Annotated in this window: 4 protein-coding genes; 3 read left to right on the top strand and 1 reads right to left on the bottom strand. The window is 50.3% G+C overall.

The window, feature by feature from the left end:
• The coding region (locus AQR02_RS17450) for an ABC transporter ATP-binding protein (RefSeq protein WP_148449165.1) at positions 1-909 on the top strand (909 nt) is incomplete at its 5' end.
• 343 nt (positions 910-1,252) lie between these two features.
• On the opposite strand, the gene AQR02_RS17445 is transcribed toward AQR02_RS17450, so the two are convergent.
• Positions 1,253-1,471: a hypothetical protein gene (locus AQR02_RS17445; protein WP_054941569.1), complete on the bottom strand. Its 219-nt coding sequence runs from the start codon at positions 1,469-1,471 to the stop codon at positions 1,253-1,255.
• Positions 1,472-1,641: 170 nt separating this feature from the next.
• Here AQR02_RS17445 and AQR02_RS17440 point away from each other — a divergent pair, with 170 nt between their 5' ends.
• Complete coding sequence (locus AQR02_RS17440; protein ID WP_245237519.1) at positions 1,642-1,857, top strand: DUF3139 domain-containing protein; 216 nt, start codon at positions 1,642-1,644, stop codon at positions 1,855-1,857.
• A 146-nt stretch (positions 1,858-2,003) separates the two neighbouring features.
• The coding region (locus tag AQR02_RS17435) for a hypothetical protein (protein WP_159067782.1) at positions 2,004-2,247 on the top strand (244 nt) is incomplete at its 3' end.

Raw genomic sequence — 2,247 nt, 5'->3', positions numbered from 1 at the left:
ATTCAGGTCGGGGATGTGGTCATGTATCAGGGATTTTTTTCGACGATTCTGGCCTCGATCAACAGTCTGCTGGGTGTATATCCGCAATTCGCCAGGGGGTTTGAGTCCATTTATTCAATCTCGGAGGTGCTGACCTCCACGCAGCTTGAAGAATATCAGGGAACTGCGGCGGTAGACACGCTGCGCGGTGGTTATGAATTCTGCCAGGTGCAGTTCAGCTATAAAGATACAGACTATCATGTGCTGAAGGATTTCAATTTGACCGTCCGGCCCGGGGAATGCATCGCACTGGTGGGTGAATCGGGTGCGGGCAAATCGACGGTGCTGAACATGGTAGTAGGCTTTTACCGGCCGACCGGCGGCAGGATACTGGTGGACGGCAGGCCGCTGGAGGAGCTGGATATGCGCATGTACCGCCAGAAGCTGGCTGTCGTGCCGCAGAGCACCGTGCTGTTCTCAGGCACCATCCGCAGCAATATCACCTTCGGGTTGACGGATGTACCGGACAGCAAGCTTGAGGAAGTCATCCGGCTGGCCAATCTGCAGGATGTGATCGCCCAAATGCCGCAGGGCATCGATACGCTGATTGGGGAGCATGGCGGCAAGCTGTCAGGCGGACAGCGCCAGCGGATTGCCATTGCCCGGGCAATGATCCGTGATCCGGAGATTATTTTGCTGGATGAAGCCACCTCTGCTCTGGACAACATCTCCGAATTTATTGTCCAAAAAGCGATGCGGGAGCTGATGCGCGGGCGGACCACCTTTATCGTGGCTCACCGGCTGTCGACCATCCGCGATGCTGACCGGATTGTGGTCATGAAGGACGGCCAGGTGGCGGAGGCTGGAACCTTTGAAGAGCTGATGAGCCGCAAGGGAGCCTTTTATGAGCTGAAGCAGCTGCAGGGCTGACACGGAAGGCAGCTGTGAACAGGTATGGCAAGCAACAAAAAGGGGACACATGCTGGTCATGTGTCCCCTTTGGTATGCTCATGGTTCCCGGGGCAGGCTACTGCTCACACGTCATTTCCCGGAATTCTTGTTCTTCTCCCCTGTCAGGCTCTCCTGCACATTGTCAACAATGCCTCCGACGATATCCACTAGCATTCCGGTCAGTAAAATCTAGGCTATGCCAGAAACGCATATGCTATGTAACCAGTAAAACGGTCCGGTGCATTTGAACCAGGACACATGTGAGGGTATTACATACCAGAAGCAGGAAAATCCGTGCGGGAAGGGAAGTATTACTTAGGTGTTACGCCCGGTTATGCTGAAATTTCGTAATTTCCCGGTCATAATGCGAGACGGAGCCGTCAAAACGTTTTACACGAACATATTCTTCAGAGAACTTCTCAATAATTCCGTAGCCGACCTGGGAATACATTCCGTCAGGGTCAAGCTGCAGCGCGGATACAAAGGTCTGCGACATAGCGGCAACAAAAAAATCGATATTTTTTACAAGTGTTTTCGGCATCGTCCCGGTCCCCCCCGTTGAGTAGCTTGAATCCAATTTGCCCGAAAAAGCTTTTCAATCATTTTACGACAGGCTGTGAATTTTGAAAATAGGTTTTATTTTGCAAAAGTAATGAAAACATAACAATTTGTATGAAAGGCGGGAAGCAGTTGAGGCCAACGAAGAAAAAAATGGCTTCTATAATTGGAATGGCTGTTTTGATAATCTTGCCTATAGTGTATGTACAGGTTAATAAAATCGTCTATTCGCATAGGGTATCCGCCTACCTGTTAGAAGATAAAGGCTATAAGAAAGAGGATATATCTTACGTTACAGGAGTCTGGGGCATTAAAGCGCCGCCATTTTTCGCCGTGGTGGAATTTAGTGATGAACCTGGGGTCGAGTAGACTTATTTTGCCCATAATGATGTGCTGCAGTTCAGCCACAACATTACCCTGAAAGGCCAGGAGAAGGGCTTTAGTGAATCGGAGCTGAAGCATGTGGAAGCCGATTAACCAATTTGGGATAAATAATAGAGCAAGGTGGCTATTCAATGAATGATGAATTTCTGCAGGCCCGTGAGCTGTTTGTCCGCTATTCCGGCAGCCTGGTTCAGATGCACCGTGAAGGTGCACTGAAAACCTATCAAGAGTACAACATTCCCAAGGAGACTGAGCAGCAGTGGCTCCAGGAGCTGACGGGCGATTATCTGCAACGGTTGTCTATAAGAGACTGGGAAGCGGTTGCGGGGCTGGAGACACTCTCCAAACAATATCAGGACCCGGAGATCGTGGAAA

Source organism: Paenibacillus ihuae (assembly GCF_001368795.1).
GTDB lineage: Bacteria > Bacillota > Bacilli > Paenibacillales > Paenibacillaceae > Paenibacillus_AQ > Paenibacillus_AQ ihuae.
The sequence above is the reverse complement of the archived record's forward strand: the minus strand, read 5'-3'. Positions and strand labels throughout refer to the sequence as shown.

Excerpts from the sequence above, each read along its gene's own strand:
- AQR02_RS17445 (WP_054941569.1), bottom strand. The coding sequence starts at position 1,471 with ATGCCGAAAACACTTGTAAAAAATATCGATTTTTTTGTTGCCGCTATG.
- AQR02_RS17440 (WP_245237519.1), top strand. The coding sequence starts at position 1,642 with ATGGCTTCTATAATTGGAATGGCTGTTTTGATAATCTTGCCTATAGTG.